The sequence below is a fragment of the Streptococcus suis genome, from assembly GCF_016743335.1.
GTDB lineage: Bacteria > Bacillota > Bacilli > Lactobacillales > Streptococcaceae > Streptococcus > Streptococcus suis_Y.
Genome location: NZ_WCJE01000101.1, coordinates 1 through 744, shown reverse-complemented (window position 1 = coordinate 744; position 744 = coordinate 1). Strand labels below are relative to the sequence as shown.

At 42.1% G+C, this 744-nt stretch carries 1 protein-coding gene; it reads left to right on the top strand.

What is annotated here, in order from left to right; genetic code table 11:
• Positions 1 to 142: 142 nt before the first annotated feature.
• Positions 143 to 673, top strand: a complete 531-nt coding sequence (locus F9856_RS12035) for an Rpn family recombination-promoting nuclease/putative transposase (RefSeq protein WP_024398274.1) — start codon at positions 143 to 145, stop codon at positions 671 to 673.
• Positions 674 to 744: the final 71 nt, after the last annotated feature.

The following is a 744-nucleotide window of genomic DNA, read 5'->3' as shown; positions in this document are numbered from 1 at the left end:
CTTAAGTGTCAGCAGGTGTATTTTTCCTTGAAAACACCGAGTGTCTCTGGAAAAATATCCTTCAAGATGCTATAATATTACTAGGAACTTCGAATAAATAGATTGAGATTATTCTTAAATTCTATTTATCGGAGGAACACAATTGACAAAATTTCGCCACAGCATCAGCCCTATGGCTGACATCGCAGCTAAGAAAATTTTCAGTGACCATGAAATTACCATTGATTTCATCGATACCTTTCTGGGCTTTCGTCCCAAGTCTGTCCAGATTTTAAATGGAACGATTGCTGATTTGAAGAAAGAACGGGAGGGTTATTTTAGCACCACCGTGGACATTCTAGCCAGACTGGATGATGGAACTCAGGTTATCATTGAAATTCAGGTGGTCCATCAACACAGCTTTATCAAACGTCTCTGGACTTACTCTTGTCAGCACTTGGTCAAGGATTTGCCTAATGTTCGTGACAAGGTCAAACGAACCCATGACATGTATGATAAGATTTCGCCTGTTTATTCCATCGCCTTGGTCGCCACCCAGTATTTCGACGATAAGCAGCCCATCCATTCCTTTGTCTTGACAGCTGAGGAAAATGGACAGGTGTTGGAAATTCCGTTTGGAGAGCAAGGGGAGATGAAGAGGGAGTGGGAAAGAACTCAACTAGTCAAAAAATAGTTCGTCTTCCCACCCCCGCACAGTTGATTAGGTCAGATTTGGAGTGTGAAACACGAACAAATCTGCCAATC